Annotated in this window: 17 protein-coding genes and 1 tRNA gene; 12 read left to right on the top strand and 6 right to left on the bottom strand. The window is 74.5% G+C overall.

What is annotated here, in order from left to right; genetic code table 11:
• Positions 1 to 72 precede the first annotated feature (72 nt).
• Together GJV82_RS01730 and GJV82_RS01725 are read left to right on the top strand one after the other, a co-directional pair.
• Positions 73 to 1,110 carry an alpha/beta fold hydrolase gene (locus GJV82_RS01730; protein ID WP_155097998.1) on the top strand — a complete coding sequence of 346 codons (1,038 nt, stop codon included), beginning with the start codon at positions 73 to 75 and terminating at the stop codon, positions 1,108 to 1,110.
• Between the two features lie 93 nt (positions 1,111 to 1,203).
• Positions 1,204 to 1,827: a GyrI-like domain-containing protein gene (locus tag GJV82_RS01725; RefSeq protein WP_024839157.1), complete on the top strand. Its 624-nt coding sequence runs from the start codon at positions 1,204 to 1,206 to the stop codon at positions 1,825 to 1,827.
• A 10-nt stretch (positions 1,828 to 1,837) separates the two neighbouring features.
• Here the strand turns inward: GJV82_RS01725 and GJV82_RS01720 are convergent, their stop codons facing one another.
• The 5 genes from GJV82_RS01720 to GJV82_RS01700 all read right to left on the bottom strand — a co-directional run bounded on the left by GJV82_RS01720 (position 1,838) and on the right by GJV82_RS01700 (position 10,103).
• Positions 1,838 to 2,551 (bottom strand): anaerobic ribonucleoside-triphosphate reductase activating protein, encoded by a 714-nt coding sequence (locus GJV82_RS01720; RefSeq protein WP_155097997.1) that lies wholly within the window; start codon positions 2,549 to 2,551, stop codon positions 1,838 to 1,840.
• Positions 2,552 to 2,736: 185 nt separating this feature from the next.
• Complete coding sequence (locus GJV82_RS01715; RefSeq protein ID WP_155097996.1) at positions 2,737 to 6,711, bottom strand: discoidin domain-containing protein; 3,975 nt, start codon at positions 6,709 to 6,711, stop codon at positions 2,737 to 2,739.
• A gap of 161 nt (positions 6,712 to 6,872) precedes the next feature.
• Positions 6,873 to 7,775: a carbohydrate ABC transporter permease gene (locus GJV82_RS01710; RefSeq protein ID WP_155097995.1), complete on the bottom strand. Its 903-nt coding sequence runs from the start codon at positions 7,773 to 7,775 to the stop codon at positions 6,873 to 6,875.
• Positions 7,772 to 8,674, bottom strand: coding sequence for a carbohydrate ABC transporter permease (locus GJV82_RS01705; RefSeq protein WP_024839153.1), 903 nt, complete (start codon positions 8,672 to 8,674; stop codon positions 7,772 to 7,774). Before GJV82_RS01705 ends, GJV82_RS01710 begins: the two co-directional genes overlap by 4 nt.
• 130 nt (positions 8,675 to 8,804) lie before the next feature.
• On the bottom strand, positions 8,805 to 10,103 hold the full coding sequence (locus GJV82_RS01700; protein WP_024839152.1) for an ABC transporter substrate-binding protein: 1,299 nt from the start codon (positions 10,101 to 10,103) through the stop codon (positions 8,805 to 8,807).
• 371 nt (positions 10,104 to 10,474) lie between these two features.
• Here GJV82_RS01700 and GJV82_RS01695 point away from each other — a divergent pair, with 371 nt between their 5' ends.
• From GJV82_RS01695 to GJV82_RS01665, 7 genes are all read left to right on the top strand, one after another.
• The gene (locus tag GJV82_RS01695) at positions 10,475 to 11,593 is read left to right on the top strand and encodes an ROK family transcriptional regulator (protein ID WP_024839151.1); all 1,119 of its coding nucleotides are present in this window, start codon (positions 10,475 to 10,477) and stop codon (positions 11,591 to 11,593) included.
• Positions 11,590 to 12,684: a substrate-binding domain-containing protein gene (locus tag GJV82_RS01690; protein ID WP_115941809.1), complete on the top strand. Its 1,095-nt coding sequence runs from the start codon at positions 11,590 to 11,592 to the stop codon at positions 12,682 to 12,684. Before GJV82_RS01695 ends, GJV82_RS01690 begins: the two co-directional genes overlap by 4 nt.
• On the top strand, positions 12,681 to 13,496 hold the full coding sequence (locus GJV82_RS01685; protein WP_024839149.1) for an ATP-binding cassette domain-containing protein: 816 nt from the start codon (positions 12,681 to 12,683) through the stop codon (positions 13,494 to 13,496). The genes GJV82_RS01690 and GJV82_RS01685 overlap by 4 nt, the downstream gene beginning before the upstream one ends.
• Positions 13,493 to 14,707, top strand: a complete 1,215-nt coding sequence (locus GJV82_RS01680; RefSeq protein ID WP_024839148.1) for a sugar ABC transporter permease — start codon at positions 13,493 to 13,495, stop codon at positions 14,705 to 14,707. The genes GJV82_RS01685 and GJV82_RS01680 overlap by 4 nt, the downstream gene beginning before the upstream one ends.
• Complete coding sequence (locus tag GJV82_RS01675) at positions 14,707 to 15,855, top strand: LacI family DNA-binding transcriptional regulator (RefSeq protein WP_225872995.1); 1,149 nt, start codon at positions 14,707 to 14,709, stop codon at positions 15,853 to 15,855. Before GJV82_RS01680 ends, GJV82_RS01675 begins: the two co-directional genes overlap by 1 nt.
• Before the next feature lie 216 nt (positions 15,856 to 16,071).
• The gene (locus tag GJV82_RS01670; RefSeq protein WP_196217164.1) at positions 16,072 to 21,492 is read left to right on the top strand and encodes a GH92 family glycosyl hydrolase; all 5,421 of its coding nucleotides are present in this window, start codon (positions 16,072 to 16,074) and stop codon (positions 21,490 to 21,492) included.
• A gap of 153 nt (positions 21,493 to 21,645) precedes the next feature.
• Positions 21,646 to 22,938, top strand: coding sequence for an AGE family epimerase/isomerase (locus tag GJV82_RS01665; RefSeq protein ID WP_115941811.1), 1,293 nt, complete (start codon positions 21,646 to 21,648; stop codon positions 22,936 to 22,938).
• A 178-nt stretch (positions 22,939 to 23,116) separates the two neighbouring features.
• On the opposite strand, the gene GJV82_RS01660 is transcribed toward GJV82_RS01665, so the two are convergent.
• A tRNA-Gly gene (locus GJV82_RS01660) sits at positions 23,117 to 23,187 on the bottom strand.
• A gap of 148 nt (positions 23,188 to 23,335) precedes the next feature.
• Here GJV82_RS01660 and GJV82_RS01655 point away from each other — a divergent pair.
• The 3 genes from GJV82_RS01655 (at position 23,336) to GJV82_RS01645 (ending at position 25,717) form a co-directional block, all read left to right on the top strand.
• Entirely contained in the window at positions 23,336 to 23,875 is a 540-nt protein-coding gene (locus GJV82_RS01655; RefSeq protein ID WP_155097993.1) for a TM2 domain-containing protein, read from the top strand.
• Between the two features lie 127 nt (positions 23,876 to 24,002).
• Positions 24,003 to 24,578 carry a dCTP deaminase gene (dcd, locus tag GJV82_RS01650; protein WP_024839134.1) on the top strand — a complete coding sequence of 192 codons (576 nt, stop codon included), beginning with the start codon at positions 24,003 to 24,005 and terminating at the stop codon, positions 24,576 to 24,578.
• Between the two features lie 65 nt (positions 24,579 to 24,643).
• Positions 24,644 to 25,717 (top strand): hypothetical protein, encoded by a 1,074-nt coding sequence (locus tag GJV82_RS01645; protein WP_155097992.1) that lies wholly within the window; start codon positions 24,644 to 24,646, stop codon positions 25,715 to 25,717.
• Positions 25,718 to 25,849: the final 132 nt, after the last annotated feature.

Genomic DNA, 25,849 nt, shown 5'->3' with positions numbered 1-25,849 from the left:
CCGCCCCCGACCCCGCACCGACCCTTCGAGAGGACCCTCGTGACCGGCTCAGGAGCACAGAAAAGCACGACCGTGCGCGACGACCGCCGTCGTGCCGACCGGCGCCGGGCGGCACGGCGCCGCAAGGCCGCGGCGCGGCTCGCGCTCGTCCGGGCCCGGATCGCCGTGCTCCAGGCGGTCTCCCCGCGCCGCGCGGCCCGGTTCGCGCTCGACCTGTGGTGCACCCCGCCCGACGGCGCGGGGCGCCGTCGCGACGACCGCGCCGCGCGCGGCACCCTGAGCACCGTGACGACCGGGTCCGGCGCGCGGGTCGTCGTCGAGACGTGGGCGCCCGTGGCGGGGGACGCGACGCACCGCGACGCACCGCCGTCGCCGGACGCGCGCACGGCCGACGGCGGGGCCGCCGGCCGCGACGCGCGGTCCGAGGCGGGCGTCGTCTACCTCGCCCACGGCTGGGGCGGGTGGCGCGGCCAGCTCGGCGCGTTCGTCGAGCCGCTGCGCGCCGCGGGCTACCGCGTCGTCGCGTTCGACGCGCCGAGCCACGGCGACTCCGGGCCCGGCCGGCTCGGACCGCGGCGCAGCACCATGCCCGAGCTCGCGGACGCGCTCGCCGCCGTGGTGAGCGAGCACGGCGCGGCGACGGCCGTCGTCGCGCACTCGCTCGGCACGGCGACGACGGTCCTCGCGGTGCGCGACGGCCTCCCCGTCGAGCGGCTCGTCCTCGTCGCGGCGATCACGGACGTGCTGGGGGAGGTCGACGGGTTCGCGGACCTGCTGCGGCTCTCGCAGCCGACGCGCGACCTGCTGCGCGGGATGCTGTCCGACCTCGCGGGGCGGCCCCTCGGCGAGCTCGACGTGCGCGAGACCGTGCGCACGCACCCGGTGCCGCCCGCGCTCGTCCTGCACGACCGCGCCGACAAGGAGGTCCCGTACCCCGTGGGCGCGGCGCTCGCCGCGGCCTGGCCGGAGGGCGAGCTCCTCACGACCGAGGGGCTGGGGCACCACCGGCTCCTGCGCGACCCCGAGGTCGTGCGCGCCGTCGTCGACTACGTGACGCCCGTGCGCGAGGCGGCGCCCGCCGAGCGCGACCTGGCGCGTCGCACCGCCTGACGCGCCGGCACCGCGCGCCGGTCCGCCGCGCCGGCGCCGCGCGCCGGTCCGCCGCGCGGGACGTCGTCGGAGGGCGCCGGTAGCGTCGGCCGCATGGCCACGGACAAGGTCGACCTCAAGGCGCTGCACCGCGAGCTCTACGCCCCGCCCCGCGGGCGGTTCGTCGAGGTGGACGTGCCCACGCTGTCCTACCTGGCCGTCGACGGCGCGGGCGACCCGAACACGTCGCCCGCGTACGCGGCGGCGGTCGAGGCGCTCTTCTCGGTGTCCTACGCCGTGAAGTTCGCGAGCAAGCGCGAGGGGCGCGACTTCGTCGTCGGGCCGCTCGAGGGCCTGTGGACGGCGGACGACCCGGGGACGTTCGTGCGCCGCGAGAAGGACGCGTGGCGCTGGACCCTGCTGGTCCTGCAGCCGGACTGGGTCGGCGAGGACCTCGTCGTCGCGGCGACGGAGACGGTGCGCGCGAAGAAGGACGCGCCCGCCGCGCTCGACCTCGTGCGGCGCACGAGCCTCACCGAGGGCCGGTCGGTGCAGACGCTGCACGTCGGCCCGTACGACGCCGAGGGCCCGGTGCTCGCGGAGCTGCACGACGTGTACCTGCCCGAGCACGGCCTGACCTTCGCGGGACCGCACCACGAGATCTACCTGAGCGACGTGCGCCGCACGGACCCGGCGAGGCTCCGCACGGTGCTGCGCCAGCCGGTCCGTCCGCTCTGACCGGGCCGGGTCAGGCCGCGGTCCGCCGCCGGGCCCAGGCGAGGTCCGCGTCGTCGAGCACGTCGGTGAGCCGGCGCCCGGCGAGCGCGCGGGCCCACGCCGGGGTCGCGCCGCCGGGCACGGCCTCCTGGAGCACCCACTCGCGCACGCCGAGGCGGCGCAGGTGGGCGCCGAGCGCGAGGAGCTCGGCGCGCGTGTGCACGCCCGGGTCCACCGTCGTGCGGACCTCGTGGTCGACGCCCGAGCGCAGCAGCACGGCGAGCGACTCGAACGCGCGGCGCCCCGACGGGACGGTCCCCGTGACGGCCGGGTAGCGCGACGGCAGGTGCTTGACGTCGAGGCCGACCCAGTCGACGAACGGCAGGAGGCGCGCGAGCCGCGCGGGCCACGGCCCGGCGGTGTGCAGGCCGACCGCGAGGCCGAGGTCGCGCACGTCGTCGATCGCGCCGAGGAGACCGGGGTGCAGGGTGGGCTCGCCGCCGGAGAACACGACGCCGTCGAGGAGCCCGCGCCGCCGGGACAGGTACGCGACCACCTCGGACCACGGGACCGAGGCCGCGGCCCGTGCGCCGCCGTGCGCGGCGACGGCGCACAGACCCGGGTGGTCGCAGTAGCCGCACCGCCACGGGCAGCCCTGGGTGCGGACCGTCGCGACGCGCCGCCCGGGCCAGTCCGTGACGGACAGGCGGGTCAGTCCGGCGACCACGAGGCCGGGGCGGGTCATCGGCGGCTCCTTCCCACGCGCGACGGCCCGGCGGCCCGGCAGGTCGGCCCTCCGGCCGCCGGTGCCGCTGGGTCTCGACCGTAGCGCTGCGCCGAGCGGCGCCGGACCGGCCGAAGGTCCCGACCTCCGGGACCCGGGGCTCGCACCACGAGCGGCGCGAGGCCCGGGCGGTCAGGCCGGGTGCGTCACCCGCACGTCGGCTGCCCGTGGTCGGGCGTCGCGACCGTCTCGCGCTCGTCGGCGTCGTCCGACGGCGCGGCCGTGACGGTCACGGGACCGGCGTCCGCGTCGCCGCGCACGGCGAACGACTGGTACGCGTTCTTCCCCGGTGCCACCGAGGGGAAGGTCCGCGTGCCCCACGGCGTGGCGACCTCGACGTCGAGGCGCACGTCGTCGTCGTTCACGACGCGCACCGCGACGTAGGGCGTGCCCGCCAGGCACCGGACCTCGGCCGTCGCGGTGACGGAGACGGGCGCCGGCGACGACGGGTCGGCCGCGCCGGGCGCGAGCACCCGCAGGGCCGTGAGGCCCGGGTCGCCGTCGGCCCACGCGGTGCTCAGCGCGACGTACCGGGCCGTGCGGTCGACCGCGAGCGTGCCGCGCGCGGCACCCGCCCGGATCGTGCCGACGTCGATGAACGTCAGGCCGTCGTCGCTCACGGAGACGACCGCCTCGGGCGCCCCGCCGCGCTCCCACGCGACGACGACCGTGCCGATCTCGCGCGGCGCGCCGAGGTCGGTGACCATGCGTCCGTCCGGGCCCGGCACCCACGCGGTCGCCGCGTCGCCGTCCACGGCGAGCGACGGCGACGTCATGCCCTCCGGCAGCACCGACGCGGGGAACGTCAGCGTGCTCAGCGCGTGGTCCGCGACGGGGAACGGCGTCGCGTCCCGGAACGTGACGCGCGTGCCCGACGGCGCCGCCCCGACCGTGCGCGTCGCGCCCGTCTCGGCGTGGCGCAGCTCGACCGGCGTCCCGGCGCCCGCGACGCGGAACGAGCGCGCGTCGTCGGCCGTGACGGCGACCCCGACCGGCGTCCCGCCGGTGCGCGCGGCGACCGTCGCGCGCGGGGCGAGGACGACCGCGTCGCCCGCGGGCACGGTGACGTCGAGCGTGGACGCGTCGGCGCCGACGGTCTGCGTGCCCTGGTAGACGGGCACGGCGCCGCCGTCGTGCGGCACGGTGAGCGTCGTCGTGACGTCGGCACCGGTGAGGTTGAACGCGACGACGAAGCCGTCGACGAGGCTCACGAGCACGCCGTCCGCGTCCGCCGCGGGCACGCGCGCGCCCGCCTGCGCGGCGGTCGCCGCGGCGTCGCCCGGGACCATCTCGACGAGCCGGGGGCCGGTCGCGCCGTCCGTGAGGCGCACGACGTGGCGCGTGTCGCTCGCGCGCGACACGGTGAGGGGCGCGTCGGACCCGCGCACGACGAACCCGGCCTCGCCCTCGACGTTGAGCCAGTCGCCGTCGCTGCTCAGCACCTGGTCGCCCGTGTACCGGAAGGACGCGGCGTCGTGCCACGCCTGCCCGTCGAGCGACGTCTGCACGCGGTACTCCTGGCCGGCGGCGACCTCCCAGCCGAGCTGGACCTGGCTCACCGCGGTCGGCGCGCCGAGGTCCACCTGCACCCACGAGTCGGGCCGGGTGCGGTCGGCGACCGCGACCGCCCAGCGCGTCGTCGCGGAGCCGTCGGTGACGGCGCCCGCCGGGTTGGACCCGGCGGCGCTCGACGCGGTCGCGGGGCGACCCGCCGCGACGTCGGTCCCCGCGGGCGAGAACGCGCGCAGGTGGTAGAGCGAGTAGCCGTACGTCGCGTCGCCGCGCACGCCCTGCATGCGGACGTACCGCGTCGTCACGGGGCCCGGCTCGTCCGCGCCCTCGGGCGTGAGGTCGACCGTGTCGAGGCGCGCCACGTTCACGTCCGCCGGCGCCTTGCCGTACGCGGCGGCCGTGGTCCACGTCTCGCCGTCCGTGGACGTCTGGACGAGGTAGCGCGCCCCGGCGCTCGCCTCCCACGCGAACCGCACGCCGCCGACCGTCGTCTCCTCGCCGAGGTCGACCTGGACCCACGAGTCGGGGCGCGTGCGCTCGCCGACCGCGACGGCCCACCGCGTCGACGCGTTGCCGTCGGTCACGCGGGCCGCGGTGCGGCCGTTCGCCGCGTCCTCGCTCGACGCGGTCGCGACCTTGCCGGCCGCGAGGTCGGCGCCCGACGCCTCGTCCGCGCCGTACGCGTGGAACGCGAACATCGAGTACCCGTACTGCGGGTGGCCCTGCTGCCCGAGGAGCCGCACGTACCGCGCGGTGACGGGCGCGAACGTGAGGTCGTCGACGCGCGCGGCCCGCGCGTCGGCCGGGTCCGCGGGGCGCGTGACCGGGAGCGACGCCGTGGTCTCGCCCTCGGCGGTCGTGTACGTGCGCGAGCCGTCGAGGCCGGAGTACCCGCCCATGTCGAGGTTGCGCACGGACAGGCTCGCGTCCTCGGTGCCCGCACCCGTCGACGCGTACACCGCGGCGCCCGTCGGGAGCGTCACCTGGCCCGCGTAGCCGTCGCCGACCCGGAACACCGACGACGTCCCCTCGAAGCCGTCGCGCGGCGCGGTGTACGTCGTGACGCGGCGCTCGTCGACCGTCGCGCCCGTGGTCGGGTAGAGGAACGGCGTCGAGCCCGAGACGTGGAAGAGCCACGAGTCGTGCCCGGGCACCCAGGGGAACTTCACGAACCCCGTGCGGCTGGACGCCGCGGCCCACGCGCCGGCGGACTGCTGGACCGTCAGCCCGGGCACCGCGCCGAAGTCGCGCACCCCCGCCAGGCGCTCGAAGAACTCGTCCTGCGGCGTCGGCTCGACCGGACCCTCGGGGGACTCCGCCGCCTCGACGTGCAGGAGGTAGGAGATCGCGATCTCCGCGCGCGCCTCGGGCTCGTACTTGGGCTCGCCCGAGAACTTCGCGAGGCGGTGCACGGGCTCGTACGCCTGGTAGTCCTCGAGCGCGGCCGCGAGGTTCGCCTCGGCGCGCGCCGCGTCCGGGTCGTGCAGCACCTGGCCGAGGAACGCCATCGGGATCGCGTCGCGGCCGTAGAGGAACTCGCGGTCGGCGACCATCGGCATGAACGGCTCGCCCGCGTCGGACATGACGAGCTTGATCGACTCCCACAGCTCCGCCGAGCTCGGCTGGCGCGTGAGGATCTCGGGCAGCGGCTCGTCGTGGAGCAGGAAGTGGATCGCGTTGCGACCGCCCGAGCGCCAGATGTCGGACTGGTAGTGCGGTCCGAACGAGCCGTGGTTCTCCACGAGGTAGGTGTCGTGGATCGTCTGCATCGTGTTCGACGAGACGGGCTTGCCCGCGACGACGGCCGGGTTGTTGCGGTCGGCCGTCGGCTGGCCCGCGGCGTTGCGACCCCAGTCGCCGAGCTGCTCGGCCCAGCGCGCGGCGTCCGGGTCGTCGGGTGCCCACGCGAGACCGGGCGCGAGGGCCTGCGTGTAGACGCCGACCTCCTCCTGCGCCGTGTCGCCGAGGTACTTGCCCGTCGGCCAGTCCGCGGTCCACGAGCCCGAGAGCGGGTCGTTCCCGAAGTCGAGGTCCGCCGTGTAGCGCGACTGCTCGGTCGCGATCGTCGTGAGGTTCGCCCGGGTCGTCGCGTCGAGCTCGTCCCACAGCAGCGTGCCCGCGGCGAGGAAGTACGACTGGAACGTCGAGTCCCAGAAGAGCTTCTTGCCCCACGTGCCCGCCGGGTCGACGAACCGGTTGGTCGCCGCGTAGTGCTTGATCGTCGCGAGCGTGTGCGCGCGCAGCGTCTCCTCGGACACCCCGGCGAGCTCGGCGTCGTACTCGCCGTGCGTGAGGAGCACCGCGTTGCCCAGCACGACCGCGAAGTTGAAGTCCTTGAGCTGGTACGCGCCGGCCGACGCGTCCCAGACCGTCTCGACCCAGCGCGTGTGGCGCAGGAGCGCGCCGTAGTAGTCGGCGGCGGTCGCGTCGGGCGCGCCGTACGCGGGGGCGTCGGCGACGGCGGTCGTCGTCGTGGGGGAGGCCGGCGGTGCGCCCTGCGCGGTCGCGGGCGCCAGGAGCAGCGCGCCCGCGGTCGCGAGCGCGACGGCGGTCGTGGCGCGCCGGCGCGCGCGGCGCCGGGCAGGAGGGTGGGTGGGGGTTCGGGTCATGGTGCGTGTCTCTCGTCGTCGTCGTCGGGAGGTCCGCTCTATGGTGACAGCGCTGTCTCGCCGCGTCCAGGGGCACGGGGGAGAAAACGTCGAGGCGGGGGCGTGGTCGTGGGACCACGCCCCCGCCTCGACGGGAGCCCGCGCAGGAGCGTGCGGCTCGCTCAGCCCTTGACGGAGCCGGACATCAGCCCGCCGACGAAGTACTTGCCGAGGACGATGTACACGAGCAGCGTCGGGAGCGACGCGAAGAGCGCGCCCGCCATGGAGACGCCGTAGTTCTGCAGCAGCGCACCGTTCGCGAGGTTGTTCAGCGCGAGCGTGACGGGGCCGTTCTGGCTCGAGGAGAAGAACACCGCGAAGAGGAAGTCGTTCCACGCCGACGTGAACTGCCAGATGAGCACGACCACGAAGCTCGGGATCGAGATCGGCAGGATGATCGACCAGAACGTGCGCAGCATGCCCGCGCCGTCGACGCGCGCGGCCTCGACGAGCTCGTGCGGCACCGTCATGTAGTAGTTGCGGAAGATGAGCGTCGTGATCGGGATGCCGTAGACCACGTGGAGCAGGATCAGCGACGGCACGCCGCTCGGGATGCCCAGGCCCAGCACGAGCTGGTTGAGCGGGATCATCACGGCCTGGTACGGGATGAACATCCCGAAGAGGATGAGCGTGAAGATGACGTTCGCGCCCTTGAACGACCAGCGCGAGAGCACGAAGCCGTTGAGCGAGCCGAGGAAGGCCGCGATGATCGCGGCCGGCACGACCATCTGCAGCGAGCGCAGGATCGCCGGCGACAGCGCGGTCCACGCGGTCTGCCAGTTCTCGAGCGTCCACACCTGCGGGAGCGCCCACGCGCGTGCCGGGGACGCGTCGCCCGCGCCCTTGAAGCTCGTCACGAGCAGCACGTAGACGGGGATGAGGACGATGACGACGAAGAAGAGCAGCGCGGCGTACTTCAGGGTGCGGCCGACGGAGAACCGCCCGCGCGGGGCACGACGCTCGGTCTGGCGCGGGGTGCCGAGGACGTCGGGAGTGGGGACGGCCGGCGTCGAGGTGGTCGTCATCGCTTCTCCTGACGGTTGGTGCGGACCAGGTAGGGCACGATGACGACGGCCACGATGATCAGCAGGATCGAGCCGACGGCCGCCGCGTTGGCGTAGTCGAAGCTCGACTTGAAGACGTACATGTCGACGGCGGGCACCTTGGTCTGGTAGTTCGCGGGCTTCGAGATCGACATGATGAGGTCGAACGCCTTGAGCGACATGTGGCCGATGATGATGAGCGCCGACAGCGCGACCGGCGACAGCTGCGGGAACAGCACGTGGCGGTAGAGCTTCCACTCGCTCGCGCCGTCCATGCGGGCCGCCTCGCGGAGCTCGTCGGGGATGCCGCGGAACCCGGCGAGGAAGAGCGCCATGACGTAGCCGGAGAGCTGCCAGATCGCGGGGATCGCGATCGCGGTGATGCCCCACGTGACGTTGTTCCACCAGTTGTTCTGCAGGAAGTCCAGGCCGACGATCTGGAACAGGCGGTTGAGGCCGCTCGCCTGCTCGCCCTGGTTCGAGTTGAGCAGCCAGCGCCACACGACGCCCGAGGCGACGAACGACACGGCGAAGGGGAACAGGTAGACCGACCGGAAGAAGCCCTCACCCTTGACGGGCCGGTCCATCATCCACGCCCACAGGAAGCCCATGAGCATCGTCCCGGCGAGGAAGACGACGGTGTAGAGGACGAGGTTCTTCAGCGAGTGCTGGAACGCCTCGCTACCGAGCAGGTCGACGTAGTTCTCGAACCACACGACCACGGACGGCTTCTGGCCGGTGGCCTGCGCCGCGGTGTGGTTGTCGGTGATCGACGTCGTGAAGTTCGCGCCGATGAGGCCGTACACGAACACGCCGACGAGGATCAGCGAGGGGGCGAGCATCAGCAGCGCGGGGCCGGCGCGTCGCAGTGACTTGAGCATGGTGGGTCTTCCCGGTCGTGGGGGCGAGGGAGCCGCTCGGCGGCATCCCGGGGAGGGTTCCGGTCGCGCGGGTCCGCCGCGCGCCGTCGGGACGTGCCCGACGACGCGCGGCGGCTCCGGTGGACCGGTCTCAGCCCTGGGTGGCGGACACGAGCTCGGACTGGAAGGTCGCGAGGTCGGACCCGCCGGAGGTGAACTTGCTCGTCGCGTCGGAGATCGCGTTGAGCGTCGCGACCGGCGCGGCGGCGCCGTGCGCGAGCGAGGACACGATCGTGTCCTGGCCGAACGACTCGATCGCGGTCTGCTGGTACTCGGAGAACTCCGAGGCGTCGGCGTCGGTACGGGCCGGGATGGAGCCCTTGGCCTTGTTGAACGCGACCTGGCCCTCGAGCGAGCCGACGGTCTCGAGCCACGCCTTGGCGCCGTCGGGGTGCGGCGCGCCCACCGGGAGGGTGAACGAGTCGGCGAGGAAGTCGAACACGCCGTCGGTGCCCGGGACGGGGAACGCGGTGAAGTCGGTGCCGAGCGCCTTGCCCTGCTCCTCGAACGCCGCGACGGCCCAGTCGCCCATGACGTTGAACCCGGCGTTGCCGTCGATCACCATCTGGGTCGCCTCGGGCCAGTCGAGCCCGTCACGGTCGGTGTTGGTGTAGCCCATGAGCTTCTCGAAGTCCTCGAGCGCGGCCGTCACCTCGGGGCCGGCCCAGTCGGTCGAGCCGTCCCACAGGCCGTTGTACGCCTCCGCGCCGAGGTCGGCGAGGAGCACGGTCTCGAGGAGGTGGACCTGGGTCCACGTCGTCGCGACGGACAGCGGCGTGACGCCGGCGGCCTGGAGCGTGTCGAGGTCCGCCATCCAGGCGTCGAGGTCCGCGTAGGTCGCGGCGGGGTCGATGCCGTTGGCCTCGAGGACCGCCGGGTTGGCCCACACGACGTTCGCGCGGTGGATGTTCGACGGGATCGAGTAGATCGCGCCGTCCTCGGACTTGAGGCGGTCGACCAGGTCGGCCGGGAACACGTCGTTGAGGCCGAACTCGTCGTACAGCGAGGAGACGTCCTCGATCTGCGCGGCGTCGATGTAGTCCTGCAGCTCCGCGCCGGCGTGCGCCTGGAACGTGTCCGGCGGGTCCTGCGCCTGGAGGCGGGACTGGAGGAGGTCCTTGGCGGCCGAGCCGGCACCGCCGGCGACCGCGCCGTTGATGAACGTCACGTCGGGGTGCTGCTCGTCGAACACGCCGACCAGCGCGTCGAGACCCGCCTTCTCGGAGCCGGCGGCCCACCAGGTGAAGACCTCGACCTCGTCGCCGCCCCCGGAAGCGCCACCGTCACCGGTGCCCCCGTCACCGGAACCACCGCCGCTGCACGCGGCGAGTGCGAGACCCACGAGGGCGGCAGTCGCCACCGTCGCGCTCGTCCTGCGATCGATTCGCATCGTGATTTCCCTACGCCTTCTTCGGTCGTTGGGGACCAGCGGGACGACCACGTCGCGCCGGCCGGGCGCACCGGCGCGCCCTCGAACCCGGTGCCCATCCAACGGCGACCCACGCTTGGTGTCAAGAAGTGAACTCAAGCGTCGCCCAATCGTGATCTTCACGTCAGGTCGTGGATCCAACCTGCGGCTCCGCTGAGGACCGCCTCGGATGACAGCGCTATCGACCAGCGGCCGAGGGAACCCGCACGGGACCGAGCCGGGGCGCCCCACCTGGACCGGGGTGCCTCGGCGGTATTCTGGCGGACGTGCGCGCTGACCGGGTGACCCCGGGCTCGCAGACTTCACTGCGTGAGGCCAACCGAGCTCGGATCGTGAGCGCCGTCCAGCAGCGTGGCTCCCTCACGCAGATCGAGCTGGCCGGCGTCACCGGGCTGTCCCCGGCCACCGTCTCCAACATCGTCAAGGAGCTCACGGGCGCGGGCGTGCTGCACACCTCGCCGTCCACGCGCAGCGGGCGCCGCGCGCTCCAGGTCACCCTCGCGCGCAACCTCGGGCTCGTCGCCGGCGTCCACTTCGGCAGCCGGTCGATGCGCGTCGCGCTCGCCGACGCCTCGATGCGCGTCCTCGCCGACCAGCGCATGCCCCTCGCGCCGGACCACCGCGCGGACACGGGCCTCCAGCGCGCCGCGCTCCTCGTCGCCGAGATGGTCGCGTCGGTCGACGCCGCCCCGGACGAGCTGCTGGCCGTCGGCGTGGGCGTCCCCGCACCGGTCGACGTGCGCGCGGGCAGCATCGCCACGGTCGGGATGATGCGCGGGTGGGACGGCGTCGTCGTCCCCGAGGTGCTCGAGGCCGAGCTCGGCGCGCCCGTGACGGTCGACAACGACGCCAACCTCGGCGCGCTCGCCGAGACCCGGTTCGGCGCGGCCGTCGGGCACGACGCCGTCGCCTACCTGCGCGTGTCGCACGGCGTCGGCGGCGGGCTCGTCCTGGGCGGGCGCGTCGTGCACGGCCGGGCGGGCGTCGCGGGCGAGATCGGGCACGTGACGATCGACGAGAACGGCCCCGTGTGCCGGTGCGGCAACCGCGGGTGCCTCGAGATGTACGTCGGCGCGGGCGTGCTGCTCTCCATGCTCTCCGAGAGCCGCGGGCACCTCACGCTGCGCGACGTCATCGCGCGCGCGCAGGAGGGCGACCCGGGCTGCCGCCGCGTCCTGTTCGACGCCGGCCAGCACCTCGGGGTCGCGGCCGCCAACCTCTGCAACCTCGTGGACCCGGAGATCGTCGTCGTGGGCGGGCAGCTCGCCGAGGCGGGCGAGGCGCTGCTCGGCCCGCTGCGCACGGCGCTCGAGCAGCGCACCGTGCCGAGCACCGCCGGACCCGTCCAGGTGGTCGCGTCCGAGCTCGGCTCCGCCGCCGAGGTGCGCGGGGCGCTCGCCGTCGCGCTCGACCTGGCCCGCGTGAGCGGGTCGCTGGGGGTGAGCGCATGACCGCCGCGCGCGTGCGCCGCGCCGTCGCGGCCGCCGTCGTCACGCTGCTCGCCCTCGCCGGGTGCGCCGCGCCCGAGGAGGCGCCGGCCGGCCCGTCCGAGGGGACGATCGGGCTGCTGCTGCCGGAGGCGAAGACCGCGCGCTACGAGACGACGGACCGGCCCACCTTCGTGGGCGTCGTCGAGCGACGGTGCCCCACGTGCGAGGTGCTGTACGCCAACGCCGCGCAGGACGCGGCGAACCAGCAGCAGCAGGCGGAGTCGATGCTCGCGCGCGGCGCCGACGTGCTCGTCCTCGACGCGGTCGACGCCGTCGCCGCGGTGAGCATCGTCGCGGAGGCCCAGCGCCTCGGCGTGCCCGTCATCGCCTACGATCGCTTCGTCGACGGCGCGAACTACTACGTCTCGTTCGACAACGAGCTCATCGGGTACCTCATGGGGGAGGCGCTCGTCGGCGCGGTCCTCGACCGCGCGGAGCAGGACCCGCCGGGCGAGGGCCGGCGGCCGGGCGTCCTGCTCGTCCAGGGCTCGCCCACCGACCCGAACGCCGCGGAGCTCGCCGCCGGCGCCCACCGTGCGCTCGAGGGAGAGGACATCGACGTGCTCGCCGAGTACGACACGCCCGACTGGAGCCCCGACAAGGCGACCGAGTGGGTCGAGGGACAGCTCACGCAGTACCCCGGTCGCGTCGACGGCGTCTTCGCGGCGAGCGACAGCATCGCGGGCGGCGCGATCGCGGCCATGAAGGCCGCCGGTCTCGACCCCGTGCCGCCCACGACCGGCCAGGACGGCGAGCTCGCGGCCGTCCAGCGCATCGTCTCGGGCGACCAGTACATGACCGTCTACAAGGCGACCGCCCAGCAGGCGCGGACGGCGGCCGAGCTCGCCGTGCGCGTGCTGCGCGGCGAGGACCCGCGCGCGACGGCCGTCATCGACGGCGTCCCGAGCCTGCTGCTCGCGCCGCGCGCCGTCGGGGTCGACGACGTGCAGCGCGTCGTCGTGGACGGCGGGGTCCACTCGCTGGACGAGATCTGCACCCCGTACTACGTCGACGCGTGCGTCGAGGCCGGGCTCCTGGAGGCCGCACCGTGAGCGCACCCGTCCTGTCCCTGCGCGGCGTCTCGAAGAACTTCGGCGGCGTCCGCGCGCTCGTCGACGTCGACGTCGACGTGCGCGAGCACGAGGTGCTCGCCGTCGTGGGCGACAACGGCGCCGGCAAGTCGACGCTCGCGGGCGTCATCGCGGGCGCGTTCCGCCCGGACGGCGGCGAGGTCCTGCTCGACGGCGCGCCCGTCGTGCTCGACTCGCCCGCCGCGGCCCGCACGCACGGGATCGCGGCGGTCTTCCAGCAGCTCGCGCTCGTCGACGACCTCGACGTCGTCGAGAACGTGTTCCTCGGCCAGGAGACGCTGCGCGGGCCGTTCCTCGACGAGATCGCGATGGAGCGCGAGGCGTGGGGTCTGCTCGACCAGCTCGCGGCGACCGTCCCCTCGGTGCGCCAGCCCGTGCGCACGCTGTCCGGCGGCCAGCGCCAGGTCGTCGCGGTGGCCCGGGCCCTGCTCGGCGCGCCGCGCGTCCTCGTGCTCGACGAGCCGACGGCCGCGCTCGGCGTCCGCCAGACCGCCGAGGTGCTCAACCTCATCGAGAAGCTGCGCGAGCGCGGCCACGCCGTCGTGCTCATCAGCCACCAGGCGGGCGACCTCCAGGCCGTCGCGGACCGCATCGTCGTGCTGCGCCTCGGGCGCGTGCACGGCGAGTTCTCGGGCGACACCTCGTACGAGGACCTGCTCGCCGCGATGACCGGCGCGGTCCGGCCCGCGCGTCCCGGCGGTCCCGCGCGCGCCGCGTCCGGCCCGGAGCCCCGCGAGCGGCGGGCCGGCGGCACGGGGGCGGTGCACCGATGAGCGTCCCCGGCCGCACCCCCGGCGCCGCGCTCGAGCGCACGACGACCGGCGCCCTGTCCGGCACCGTCGTGCAGCAGCTGCGCGGCGCGCACCTCGGCATGCTGCCGATCGTCGGCGCGCTCCTGCTCATCTGGGTCGTGCTCGGCGCGGTCAACCCGGCGTTCCTCTCCGCGGAGAACCTCGTCAACCTCACGCTCCAGAGCGCGCCCACGGGCATCATCGCGCTCGGCGTCGTCATCGTGCTGCTCGTCGGGCAGATCGACCTGTCGGTCGGGTCGGTGAGCGGGCTCGCGGCCGCGGTGCTCGCGGTCGGGACGGTCGGCCTCGGGTGGCCGGTCGGGCTCGCGATCGTCGCGGCCCTCTCCGTCGGCGTCGTCGTGGGCATGGGGTACGGGCTGCTGTCCACGCGCCTGGGCCTCGCGTCGTTCGTCTTCACGCTCGCCGGCCTGCTCGTCCTCGCGGGCGTGCAGCTGCGCGTCCTCGGGCCCAAGGGGTCGATCAACCTCCCGTTCGAGTCGTGGCTCGTGCGCACGGTCCAGCAGGGCTTCCTCGCCCCGGCCGTCGCGTGGGGGCTCGTGGCCGCGGTCGTCGTAGGGTACGCGGCGCTGCGCGTTGCCGACCACGTGCGCCGCGTGCGCGCGGGGCTCCCCAGCCCGGGCCTGGGCCGCGCAGCGGTCCGCACCGGGCTCCTCGCCGCCGTCCTCGTCGCGACCGTCGCCTACCTCGGCACGGCGCGCGGCATCGGCTACACCGTCGTGCTCTTCGTCGCGCTCGTCGTCGTGGTCGACGTGCTCCTGCGCCGCACGCGCTGGGGCCGCTCGGTGCGCGCGGTGGGCGGCAACCGCCGGTCGGCGCTCCTCGCGGGCGTCGCCGTGCGGCGGACGGTCGTCTCGTGCTTCGTCGCCTGCTCCACCTTCGCCGCGCTCGGCGGCGTCCTCGCTGCCGGCCGCCTCGCCGCCGCGAACCAGGGCACGGGCGGGGCGGACACCTACCTCACGGCCATCGCCGCGGCGGTGATCGGCGGCACGAGCCTGTTCGGCGGGCGCGGCAGCGCGTGGTCCGCGCTGCTCGGCGTGCTGGTCATCCAGTCGATCGCGAACGGCCTCACCCTGCTCAACCTCGACACGGCGACGCGCTACATCGTGACCGGAGCGGTGCTCCTGCTCGCTATCGTCGTCGACATGCTCATCCGCGGCCGACGGGAGATCTGATGATGGTGGTGCAGGGGGAGCACGCGGACATGCTCCCGCCGGGCGGGGCCCCGGTCACGACGGTGGCAGGACCGGCCGCGGCGACGCGCGTCGCGCCCGACGCCGTCGCGCGACCGCACGCGGGCCGCGGAGGACGGCGCCCGACGCTCGCGTCGGTCGCCGAGGCCGCGGGCGTCAGCCTCAAGACGGCGTCCCGCGTCCTCAACGACGAACCCAACGTCGCGCCGCAGACGCGCGCCAAGGTCCAGGAGGCCGCGCAGCGGCTCGGGTTCCGGCGCAACGCCGTCGCGGCCGACCTCGCCCGCGGCGGCTCGTCGCGGCTCGTCGGCTTCGTGACCGGCGACCTCGCGAACCCGTTCTACTCGGCGCTCGCGAGCGGCATCGAGCGCGAGCTGCGCCACCACGGGCTGCAGCTCATCACGACGAGCTCCGACGAGGAGCCCGAGCGCGAGCGCACGCTCACGGAGGCGCTCGTCGAGCGGCGCGTCGGCGCGCTCGTCGTCACGCCGACCTCGACCGACCACTCGTCGCTGCGCCGCGAGCTCGACGACGGCCTCCCGGTCGTGTTCATCGACCGCCCCGCGCAGGGCGTCGAGGCGGACACCGTCGTCATCGACAACCGCGGCGGCGTGCGCGACGCCGTGACGCACCTGCTCGCGCACGGGCACCGCCGCATCGCCCTCGTGGGCGACGTCTCGCGCCTGTGGACGTTCCAGGAGCGCCGCGACGAGTTCGTGGCGACGCTGCGGGCCGCCGGCGTCGAGGACCCCGCGCGGTACGTGCGCGACGGCGCGCACGACGCGGACCTCGCGCGCGCGTTCGTCACCGAGCTCCTCGCCCTGCCGGAGCCGCCGACGGCGCTCGTCACCGCGAACAACAAGATCACCGTCGGCGCGCTGCACGCCCTGCGCGACCGCGTCTCCGGGGGCGAGGCCCCCGACGTCGCGCTGGTGGGCTTCGACGACTTCGAGCTGGCCGACCTCCTGCACGTGACCGTCGTGGGCTACGACGTCGTCGAGATGGGTCGTCAGGCCGCGGCGCTCGCGGTCTCGCGCGCCGAGAACCCCGAGCTCGCGCCGCGGCTGGTCGTGGTGCCGACGCGGCTCGTCGTGCGGGGCACGGGGGAGGTTCCCGGCCCCGGGGCCTAGGTGCGCGCGGGCGGCGCGAACCCCCGTCGGGCACGTCGTGCGCGCCCCCGGGGGCCCCTCGTCGGGCGCCGTTCGACCCCGCCGAGGTCGCGTTGACAAAGCGAGGAGCCGCCGCATAAGTTCAGGTCGCCCCTGACAACGCTTCCCCCCTGCGCGTTGTCAGGGGCACCCCTGCAGCCTGACAGCGCTGTCAGATGATCGAAGGAGATCGCGAGCATGATCAGACCCCTCCCGCCCGGACGCGCGGTCGCGCGCTCCGGCGGCGGCGCGCGCCCGCTCGGGCTCGCGCTCGCCGTGGCCCTCGCCGTACCCCTCGCGGTACCCGTGGGCGTCCTCGCCGCGGCGCCCGCGGCCGCCGCCGAGCCCGGCGACTTCTTCTCCTCGTTCGAGTCCGGCGACCCGGCCCCGCTGTCCACCACGGTGGCGGAGCGCGACGGCGAGCCCTGGCAGTCGAACGTCGGGGCCTTCACCGCGGGCCTGCCCGGCAGCGTGCTCGGCGGGCTCCAGAGCATCACCGCGAGCGCGGAGAACCTGCCCAACGAGGGAGCCGCCAAGCTCGCCGACGGCAGCTCGGGCACCAAGTGGCTGGCCTTCGCCTCGACCGGCTGGGTCACGTACCAGTTCGCCGAGCCCGTCTCGATCTCCGCCTACGCGATGACGTCGGGCGACGACGCCCCCGGGCGTGACCCGAAGAACTGGACGATCGAGGGCTCCTCCGACGGCACCACCTGGACGCCGCTCGACCAGCGCACCGACGAGGACTTCCCCCAGCGCCAGCAGCAGCGCGTGTTCGAGCTCGACGAGCCGACCGCCGCCTACGCCTACCTGCGCCTGAACATCACCGCGAACTCCGGCGACAACATCGTGCAGCTCGCCGGCTGGGACCTCTCGTCCGACCTCTCCGCCGCGCAGCCGCCCGCGCCCATGACGACCGAGGTCGGCACCGGGCCGCGCGTGAACTTCACCAACAAGGCCGGCGTCGGGTTCACCGGCCTGCGCTCCCTGCGCTACGACGGCTCGCACATCGCCGACGGCGAGGCGTACGCGACGAACGTCCTCTACGACGACGTGGACGTCGTCGTGGGCGAGGACACGCGCCTGAGCTACACGATCTTCCCCGAGCTGCTCGACGACCTGCAGTACCCGTCGACGTACGCCGCGGTGGACGTCCGCTTCACCGACGGCACCTTCCTGTCCGACCTCGGCGCGCGCGACGCGCACGAGACGGTCGCGAGCGCGCAGGCGCAGGGCGAGGGCAAGATCCTCTACGCCGACCAGTGGAACTCGGTCCGGATCGACCTGGGCGACGTCGCCGCGGGCAAGACCGTCGACCAGCTCCTCGTCGGGTACGACAACCCGGCCGGGCACGCGGGCACGCGGTTCGCGGGCTGGCTCGACGACGTGGCGATCACCGCGGACCCCGCGACGATCGACGGGTCGAGCCTCGTCAACTACGTGGACACGCGCCGCGGCACGCACGCGTCGGGCTCGTTCTCGCGCGGGAACAACATCCCGGCGGCGGCCCTGCCGAACGGGTTCAACTTCTGGGTGCCGTACACCAACGCGTCCTCGCAGAGCTGGCTGTACGAGTACCACAAGGCCAACAACGGCAACAACAAGCCCGTCCTCCAGGGCTTCGGCGTCTCGCACGAGCCGAGCCCGTGGATGGGGGACCGCAACCAGCTGACGTTCCTGCCGTCGACGGTCGCGGGCACGCCGAACGCGACCCTCTCGACGCGCGGTCTCGAGTTCGACCACGCCGACGAGACGGCGCGGCCCGACTACTACGGCGTCCGGTTCACCAACGGCTCCGCCCTCGAGGCGACGCCCAGCGACCACGGCGCGGTGCTGCGCTTCTCGTTCCCCGGCAGCACGGGCCACGTGATCGTGGACAAGGTGGACGGCTCGTCCAAGCTCACGCTCGACCAGGCCACGGGCACGATCTCCGGCTGGGTCGAGAACGGGTCCGGCCTCTCCGTGGGCCGCACGCGGATGTTCGTCGCCGGCTCCTTCGACCGTAGTCCGACGGCGGTCGGGACGGCGACGGGCAACCGGGCCGACGCGCGGTTCGCCACGTTCGACACGTCGTCCGACGACACGGTCGAGCTGCGCGTCGCGACGTCGTTCATCAGCCTCGACCAGGCGCGCAAGAACCTCGACCTGGAGGTGACCGGCAAGACCTTCACCGAGGTCAAGGCGGCCGCGGCCGAGGCGTGGAACGACCGCCTGGGCGTCATCGAGGTCGAGGGCGCGAGCGAGGACCAGCTCGTCACGCTGTACTCCAACCTCTACCGCCTCAACCTGTACCCGAACTCGCAGTTCGAGAACACGGGCACGGCGGACGAGCCCCGGTACCAGTACGCGAGCCCGGTCTCCGCGACCACCGGCTCGGCGACCGACACGCAGACGAACGCGAAGATCGTCGACGGCAAGATCTACGTGAACAACGGGTTCTGGGACACGTACCGCACGGCGTGGCCGGCGTACTCGTTCCTCTACCCGGAGCTCGCGGGCGAGCTCATCGACGGGTTCGTGCAGCAGTACCGCGACGGCGGCTGGATCGCGCGCTGGTCCTCGCCGGGCTACGCGGACCTCATGACGGGCACGAGCTCCGACGTCGCGTTCGCGGACGCGTACCTCAAGGGCTCGCTCCCGACCGGCACCGCGCTCGAGGCGTACGACGCCGCGCTGCGCAACGCGACCGTCGCGCCGCCGAACAACGCCGTGGGCCGCAAGGGCCTGCAGACGTCGCCGTTCCTCGGGTTCACGCCGGAGTCCACGCACGAGTCCGTGTCGTGGGGCCTGGAGGGCCTGATCAACGACTTCGGCATCGGCAACATGGCCGCGGCCCTCGCGGAGGACCCGGCCACGCCGGACGAGCGTCGCGAGACGTTGCGCGAGGAGTCGGCGTACTTCCTCGAGCGCGCCACGCACTACGTCGAGCTGTTCGACCCCGAGGTCGACTTCTTCGTGCCGCGCCACGCGGACGGCTCGTGGGCCGTGGACCCGGAGACGTACGACCCCGAGGCGTGGGGCGGCGGCTACACCGAGACGAGCGGCTGGAACTTCGCGTTCCACGCGCCGCAGGACGGCCAGGGCCTGGCGAACCTCTACGGCGGCAAGCAGGGCCTGGAGGACAAGCTCGACCTGTTCTTCTCCACCCCGGAGCGGGGTGCCGGCAACGGCGGCATCCACGAGCAGCGCGAGGCGCGCGACGTGCGCATGGGCATGTGGGGCATGAGCAACCAGGTGTCGCACCACATCCCGTGGCTGTACGACGCCGCGGGCGCCCCGGCCAAGGCCCAGGAGAAGGTCCGCGAGGTCATGCGCCGCCTCTTCGTGGGCAGCGAGATCGGCCAGGGCTACCCGGGCGACGAGGACAACGGCGAGATGTCGTCGTGGTGGATCTTCGCCTCGCTCGGCTTCTACCCGCTGCAGGTCGGCTCCGACCAGTACGCGGTCGGCTCGCCGCTGTTCGACACGGCGACCGTGCACCTGCCGGACGGCGACCTCGTCGTCAACGCCGAGAACAACTCGGTCGACAACGTCTACGTCCAGTCCCTCGCCGTGGATGGCGAGGCGCGCACGTCGACGTCGCTCTCGCAGGCCGACCTCTCGGGCGGCGCGACCCTGGACTTCGTCATGGGTCCGGAGCCGTCGGCGTGGGGCACGGGCGAGGACGACGCGCCGCCGTCGCTCACAGAGGGCGACGAGCCCCCGGTCCCGGCGAAGGACGCCACCACGGTGGGCCTCGGCACGACGACCGTCAGCGACGGCGACGCGTCCACGAGCGCCACGGCGCTCACGGACAACACGTCCGCCTCGCGCACGACGTTCGCCACGTCGACCCCGTCGATCACGTGGGCGGGCAACGGCATCCGGCCGACGGTCGCGACGTACACCCTGACCTCCGGGGCGAGCGGGACGGCCTCGCCGTCCGCGTGGACCCTCGAGGGCTCGGACGACGGCGAGACGTGGACGACGCTCGACGAGCGGTCGGGCGAGCAGTTCCGCTGGGCGCTGCAGACGCGGCCGTTCACCGTCGCCGACCCGGCGGCGTTCGCGCAGTACCGCGTCACGGTCACGGCCACGGCCGGCGAGGGCGCGCTGTCGCTCGCCGAGGTCGAGCTGCTCGCCGACCCGCGGGAGTCGGGCGCCCAGGAGCTCACGCTCTCGGCCGCCCCGGACCGCGAGGCCGTCACGGGCCGCGAGGTCACCGGCGCGTTCGCGACCCTCACGGGGGTCGGGGGCGACGTGGCCGCGCTCGACGCGCAGGTCACGTTCGGCGACGGGGCCGACCCGGTCGCCGGGACGCTCGTGGCCGGCGCGTTCGGCGGGTACGCGGTGCACGCCGCGCACACGTGGGCCGCCCCGGGCGTGTACCCGGTGACGGTGACGGTCTCCGGCGACGGGGTCGAGCCGGTCACGGCGACGTCCCACGTGAGCGTCTCGCTCCTGCGCGAGGGATCGCTGCTCGCCGCGTACGACAACGTGTGCATCGGCGACGTCGGCACCACGGTCGGCTCGTGCGACGGGCAGGGCGTGTTCTTCGACCGGGCGCAGCTCGAGGCGAAGGGCTTCGTCCAGGGCGAGCGCGGCACGGTGCCCGGCACCGACCTCGCGTTCGACGTCCCCGCGGTCCCCGCGGGCGAGCCGGACAACGCGACGGGCGACGGGCAGACCATCGAGCTGGACGTCCCCGCGGACGCCGAGCAGCTCTCGGTGATCGGCACGGGCACGGAGAAGAACCAGCAGGCCACCGGCACGCTGACGTTCGACGACGGCTCGTCCCAGCCCATCGACCTGAGCTTCGGCGACTGGTCGGGCGCCGCCCGCAACCCGGTGTTCGGCAACATCGCGGTCGCGGTGACGGACCACCGCCTGCGCGGCGGGAGCCCGCAGACCGGCACCCCCGCGGCGTTCTTCGCGACGGCGCCGATCACGCTCCCCGAGGGCAAGCGGCCCGTGAGCCTCACGCTCCCGGACCAGCCGGGCGAGCTCGCGCGCGACGGGCGCATCCACGTCGTCGCGATCGCGCACGACGGCACCTTCGCGGAGCAGCCCGCGCTCGAGGTGACGGCGGCCGAGGGCGTGAGCCTCGCCGTCGGCCAGTCCACCGACGCGGTCCTCGCGCACGTGACCGGCGGCCGCGAGGGCGCCGAGCTGCGCGCGGCGGTCACGTGGGGCGACGGGTCCGACGTCGAGGCGGGCGTCGTGGCGGACGGGTCGGTCACCGGCTCGCACGCCTACGCGGCGGCAGGGTCGTACACGGCGTACGTCGTGGTCGACGACGGCTGGACCAGCCGCGTGGTCGAGGTCCCCGTGACCGTGACCGAGGGCCAGGCGGAGCTCGCGATCGACGTCACCGTGAGCACGCGGTGCCTCGCGGGCAAGGTGTACGTCGCGGTCCGCGCGGAGAACGGCGAGGACGCGCCCGTCGCGGTGCGGCTCGTCACCCCGTTCGGCACCAAGGAGCTCGCGGCCGTCGCGCCGGGGGCCAACGCCTACCAGTCGTTCGCGACGCGGGCCACGTCGGTCGAGGCCGGCACGGTCACGGTCGAGGCGACGCGCGGGAGCGGCGACGAGGAGGTGACGGCGTCGATCGACAGCGACTACGCCGCCGTGACCTGCGGCTGAACCTCACCCGCCCGCCCCACGACCTCGCCGACCGAGGCGTGAGGTGAGCATGCACCACCGGCGGTGCCCCGGGATGATCGTCCCGGGGCACCGCGCCGTCCCGGCCCCGCGCCCGGTGCGGCGCCACGTACCCAGCACGAGAAGGACCGACACATGACCGAGCACCCGACCGAGCGGACCGCGCCGACGACCGACCTGCGAGTCGATCGCACGGCGTGGCGCCGCGAGCAGCTTGCCGACCTGCTGCGCTTCGGCGAGGCGTCGCTGCGTGCGGACGGGGCCGCTCAGTGGCTCGACGACGACGGGCGCCCCGACCTGTCGCGACCGGTCCACACGTGGATCACGGCGCGCATGGCCCACGTGTACGCGTTCGCATCGCTGCTCGGGGTGCCGGGCGCGGGCGAGCGGGCCGACGCGGCCCTGCACGGCCTGCGCGCGGTGCTCGTCGACGCGGCGAACGGCGGCTGGGTGGCCTCGCGCGGCCCGGCACCGCGACCGGGCGACGGCCACGACCCGGCGGCGGGCGAGACCGAGCCCGTCGACGGCACGAAGAGCGCGTACGCGCACGCGTTCGTCGTGCTCGCCGCGGCCTCGGGCACGATCGCGGGCCGCGAGGGCGCGCGCGACCTGCTCGACGCGGCGCTCGCGGTGCTCGACGAGCGGTTCTGGGAGCCCGGGCCGCGCATGCACGCGGACGAGTGGTCGCGCGACTGGTCGGTCCTCGACGAGTACCGGGGCGTCAACGCGAACATGCACTCCGTCGAGGCGCTGCTCGCGGCGCACGACGCGACGGGCGACCCCGAGTGGCTCGAGCGGGCCGTGTCGATCGCCGACCGCGTCATCGGCTGGGCCCGCGACAACGCGTGGCGCATCCCCGAGCACTTCGACGCCGGCTGGAACCCGCTGCCGGACTACAACGCGGACCGCCCGCGCGACCCGTTCAAGCCGTACGGCTCGACGCCGGGCCACGGCCTCGAGTGGTCGCGGCTCCTGCTCCAGGTGGACGTCGCCGCGGGCACGCCCGGTGCGCGCACGGACGCCGCGGTCGCGCTGTTCGACCGCGCGGTCGCGGACGGCTGGGACGGCGAGCACGGCGGCGGCTTCGTCTACACGGTCGACTGGTCGGGCGCCCCGGTCGAGCCGCGCCGCTACCACTGGGTCGCGGCCGAGGCGGTCGCCGCGGCGGACGTGCTCGGCCGGGTCACGGGCGACGCGCGGTTCGGCGACGCCGCCGCGGGCTGGTGGGAGTGGGTCGACCGGTACCTCGTCGACCACGAGCGCGGGTCCTGGCACCACGAGCTCGACACGGCCAACCGCCCCGACGGCGTCACGTGGGTCGGCAAGCCCGACGTCTACCACGCGGCGCAGGCCGTGATCCTTCCCGACCTGCCCCTCACCGGCTCGCTCGCCGCCTCGGCCAAGGCCGCCGGCAGCATCCTGGGCTGAGCCTCCGGATCGCCGGTCCCGGGGTCGCGCGCCGCGTCACCGTCGCCGCGGCGCGCGACCTCGGGTCCGGCACCCTCGCCCGACCCGCCCGTGCCGTGACCACTGCCGCACGACCCGCGGGTCGCCGCACGGACGACGAGAGCCCCGCACCGGACCGGTGCGGGGCTCTCGCTTGCTGAGCGGGTGACGGGAATCGAACCCGCGCTGTCAGCTTGGGAAGCTGAAGTTCTACCATTGAACTACACCCGCGTGGCGCTGGTGGCGTCCGCCCCGGAGCCTCTGGGAGGATCCTCGGCGAACCAGCGCGCGCCCCGATCATAGCGGACGTCGCCGGTGACGCCAGAACCCGACCCACGTCCCGTCCGCGCCGCCGCGGCGCGCCGCCCGAGGAGCCGCCTTGTCCGAGAACCCGTACCAGCAGCAGCCCGACCCGTCGCAGGGCTACCCGGCCTCCGGGGACGCCGCACCGGCGTCGGGCGCCGCGCCGGGCCACGACCCGCAGCAGGCCCCGTACGGGGAGGCGTACGGTCAGCAGCCGTACGGGACCCCGGGCGCGCAGCCGGGCTACGGCGAGGCGCCGCAGGGCGCGGCGTATGGCACGCCCGCGCCGGGCTACCCGCAGCAGGGGTACGGGCAGCCGGGCTACGGCCAGCCCGGCCCGTACGGCCAGCCCGGCGTCGACCCCGCGTACGACCCGCAGGCGAAGTCCCGCCTCGCCGCCGGTCTGCTCGGCATCCTCGTGGGCAGCCTCGGCATCCACCGGTTCTACCTGGGCTACACCGGCATCGGCCTGGCGATGCTCCTCGTCTCGGTGCTGTCGCTCGGCTTCCTCGCGCCGATCGTCGGGATCTGGGGCCTCGTCGAGGGCATCCTCTACCTGACCTCGAAGTCCGGCTACTACTCCGTCGACTCGACGGGCCGCCCGCTGCGCGCCTGACCTCCGGCGGGACCGGGGTCGCGCGTCGTCGAGCCGTCCGGGCCGACGCGCGGCCCCGCCCGGGCGTCGCGCGACCACGCTCCGGAGGCCGGTCCGGGGGAGCGCCGGCGTCGGCTAGCGTGGGCCCGTGCTGCTCTCCGACCGCGACATCCGGGCCGAGCTCGACGCCGGCCGCGTCCAGCTCGAGCCGTACGACCCGTCGATGCTCCAGCCGTCGAGCATCGACGTGCGCCTCGACCGGTTCTTCCGGCTGTTCGACAACCACAAGTACCCGTTCATCGACCCGTCGCAGGACCAGCCGGACCTCACGCGGCTCGTCGAGGTGGACCCCGCGGAGCCGTTCGTGCTGCACCCGGGCGAGTTCGTCCTCGGGTCCACGTACGAGACGGTGACGCTGCCCGACGATGTCGCGGCGCGCCTCGAGGGCAAGTCGAGCCTCGGCCGCCTGGGCCTCCTCACGCACTCCACGGCGGGCTTCATCGACCCGGGCTTCTCCGGGCACGTGACGCTCGAGCTGAGCAACGTCGCGACCCTGCCCATCACGCTGTGGCCGGGCATGAAGATCGGGCAGCTCTGCTTCTTCCGTCTCTCCTCGCCCGCGGAGAACCCCTACGGGTCGAGCGTCTACGGTTCGCGCTACCAGGGCCAGCGCGGCCCGACGGCGTCCCGGTCGTGGCAGAGCTTCCACCGCACCGAGGTCTGAGCGCCGCGCGTCGCGTCGGACGCCGGACGACCCCGCCGACCCCCAGGACCGGAGGACCGCACCGCATGAGCCCGCTCCCGACCCTGCCGCACCCGGACGGGTCCGGCGCCGCGCAGCAGTACCAGGCGCGTCACCTCCTGGGGCTCCCGGCCGACGTCCTCGTGGACGAGGTCGAGACGCTCGCGCTCTCGCGCTTCGCGGGGGCGCGCTGGGACGTCGCGCCCGAGGGGACCGAGCCGCTCGTCCCGCCCGCGCGCACCGCGGGCGCCGGGGAGCCGGGCGTGCTGCGCACGTCCCGCCACACGGTCCTCACGGGCCCGTACGCCGCGACCGGTGCGGGGCTGCCGCCGGGCACGACGCTCGTGTTCGACGTCGTGTGCCCGCGCGAGCGCGGCGACGTCCCGTACCCCGGCGGTGGCGACCGCGACGGCGTCGGGCGCGCGTTCCCGGGCGGGCTGCCCGTGCGCGAGGAGGAGCGTGTCGTCGCGTTCCTCGTCGCGGCCGCGCGCCGGCTCGGCGGGTCGGTGCGCACCGACGTCGGCAACCCGGCGGCGCCGGGCGTCGTCCTGACCCCGGACCCGGGCGTCGCGGTCGACATGACGCTGTACTCGGACGTGTGGCTGGACCCGAACGCGGCGCTCGCGCTCGTGGCCCGGCTGCACCCCCGCACGCGGCTCGCGACCGAGGGGAAGTCGTACGGCGGCCCGCCGAAGGGCATCGCGGAGCTCCCGCTCTACCCCGGCGAGAAGATGGACCCCGCTCTGCGCCGCGCGATCCACGCCGCCGCGGACGACGTGGACATCAAGACCCTGACGACGGGCGCCGTCCTCGACGGGTACGGGCTGCTGCTCGACCTCGGCATGGACGGCCTCGTGGCGGTCGAGGTCGGCGGCGAGGAGGCGCTGCCGCTCCTGCTGCGCGGCCTGCCGTGGACGGCGGACGGCGCGGTGAGCTACCGCGTGCGGTGGGAGCCGCACGACCTCGTGGAGTCGCAGCGCGAGCAGCCGTCGTTCGAGCACCAGGTCGCGCGCAAGCGCGCGGCGCAGGTCGTCGCGCAGGTCGCGCGCACGCTCTACGACGCGGTCGGCGGCGAGATCGCCGACGAGGCGGACTTCCTCGTCGACCCCGAGGATCTGTGACGACGGACTGAGGAATCGGTCACGGTCCGGGCAGGGGGGACCGGGGCACGGCTGAGCAGTCGGTAAAATGGTTCTCGGCCCGGTCTCGCCGGCGCCGTGCGCTGTCGTGCCCCGGGGTCCCTCGGGGTGCGA

This window comes from Cellulosimicrobium composti (assembly GCF_009711085.1).
Classification (GTDB): Bacteria; Actinomycetota; Actinomycetes; order Actinomycetales; family Cellulomonadaceae; genus Cellulosimicrobium; species Cellulosimicrobium composti.
The sequence above is the reverse complement of the archived record's forward strand: the minus strand, read 5'-3'. Positions and strand labels throughout refer to the sequence as shown.

Bases quoted from the DNA above. Each gene is read 5' to 3' on its own strand.
- GJV82_RS01725 (WP_024839157.1), top strand. From the start codon at position 1,204: ATGGCCACGGACAAGGTCGACCTCAAGGCGCTGCACCGCGAGCTCTAC.
- GJV82_RS01720 (WP_155097997.1), bottom strand. From the start codon at position 2,551: ATGACCCGCCCCGGCCTCGTGGTCGCCGGACTGACCCGCCTGTCCGTC.
- GJV82_RS01715 (WP_155097996.1), bottom strand. From the start codon at position 6,711: ATGACCCGAACCCCCACCCACCCTCCTGCCCGGCGCCGCGCGCGCCGG.
- GJV82_RS01710 (WP_155097995.1), bottom strand. From the start codon at position 7,775: ATGACGACCACCTCGACGCCGGCCGTCCCCACTCCCGACGTCCTCGGC.
- GJV82_RS01705 (WP_024839153.1), bottom strand. From the start codon at position 8,674: ATGCTCAAGTCACTGCGACGCGCCGGCCCCGCGCTGCTGATGCTCGCC.
- GJV82_RS01700 (WP_024839152.1), bottom strand. From the start codon at position 10,103: ATGCGAATCGATCGCAGGACGAGCGCGACGGTGGCGACTGCCGCCCTC.
- GJV82_RS01690 (WP_115941809.1), top strand. From the start codon at position 11,590: ATGACCGCCGCGCGCGTGCGCCGCGCCGTCGCGGCCGCCGTCGTCACG.
- GJV82_RS01680 (WP_024839148.1), top strand. From the start codon at position 13,493: ATGAGCGTCCCCGGCCGCACCCCCGGCGCCGCGCTCGAGCGCACGACG.
- GJV82_RS01675 (WP_225872995.1), top strand. From the start codon at position 14,707: ATGATGGTGGTGCAGGGGGAGCACGCGGACATGCTCCCGCCGGGCGGG.
- GJV82_RS01670 (WP_196217164.1), top strand. From the start codon at position 16,072: ATGATCAGACCCCTCCCGCCCGGACGCGCGGTCGCGCGCTCCGGCGGC.
- GJV82_RS01665 (WP_115941811.1), top strand. From the start codon at position 21,646: ATGACCGAGCACCCGACCGAGCGGACCGCGCCGACGACCGACCTGCGA.
- GJV82_RS01645 (WP_155097992.1), top strand. From the start codon at position 24,644: ATGAGCCCGCTCCCGACCCTGCCGCACCCGGACGGGTCCGGCGCCGCG.